The organism is Oleiphilus sp. HI0132, from assembly GCF_001635845.1.
The window spans coordinates 1-1,018 of sequence record NZ_LWGJ01001490.1; the positions used below are offsets into that span (position 1 = coordinate 1).

At 40.2% G+C, this 1,018-nt stretch carries 1 protein-coding gene and 1 pseudogene; both read left to right on the top strand.

Annotated features, from left to right (window positions below; all coding sequences use genetic code 11):
- Positions 1–86: 86 nt before the first annotated feature.
- Positions 87–398, top strand: a complete 312-nt coding sequence (locus A3766_RS23060; RefSeq protein ID WP_068509848.1) for a putative quinol monooxygenase — start codon at positions 87–89, stop codon at positions 396–398.
- Between the two features lie 387 nt (positions 399–785).
- Positions 786–1,018 (top strand): annotated as a pseudogene (locus tag A3766_RS23065) (phosphoenolpyruvate-protein phosphotransferase PtsP); the annotation flags it as partial.

Genomic DNA, 1,018 nt, shown 5'->3' on the forward strand with positions numbered 1-1,018 from the left:
ACTTTGAGAGTACAACTGGAAAGTTAATTAAAGTATTAAGAGGCCCATCTCCTCTTTAAAATTAAACGAATGAATAAGGAAGTTCAATGAAAGCAAAAGTAGCAGTATTTGGATCATTAAGGTTTCCTCCAGATAATACCGAAAAAGTATTACCACACTTAAATGCTTTAGTTCGTAGCACTCACGAAAATGATGGATGCATTGCGTACGATGTTGCGGAAGATCCATTCGATAAGGGCTTAATTCGTTTTTCAGAGTTGTGGCCGAATCGTGAGAGCTTAAATGATCACCTAAGTGCGCCGCACATTAAACCATGGCGAGAGCAGGCTAAAAAATATGGGTTATCTGAGCGCGTATTTAATTCGTGTGATTTGTTATCAGACTCTGTTGCGGTATAGCCTCTAGTCACATAACCAATTATGCCAGCACCACCCATATAGTGCCTCGAACTGGGCTCTGTGTCGTTACATTTTCTGCTGATCACCTCTTGCCTGCTTTTTAAGCGTTATCGATTTAAGGCTCGTCTAATAAAATCGTCATGATCGTACTTATGTTGTTAGTTAAACCGCCCTCGAATATAGGGTTATGACGTTGATTAGATTCATTTACACCTGTATAGCGAGCTCGCACCGTCTTTTGGTGTGTTGCCTAATTATGCTCTTAGTGGTTTGATTTTTCTTCTGTAAGGCAATGTTTTTATTATTTTTTTCGACTTAGAAAAACTATATGGTGTAAAGTAAAGGTTTGGTATGTTGTCGTTTACGATGTTTTTATAGGAAGTATCTATGGAACCCTTACAAGCTCTCCGACGAATTTTTACAGAAGCTGAGGAACTTGAGTCAGCAGACGAATTGCTGAACCTGATTGTTGCCAGAGTCAAAGATGTAACCGGCTCGGACGTTTGTAGTATCTACCTTCAAGATGAGATACAGAAAGATTGGGTTCTTGTTGCTTCAGAAGGCCTTTCGAATAACGCGATTGGCTCCGTTCGTATGAAAACAGGTGAGGGCCTGGTTGG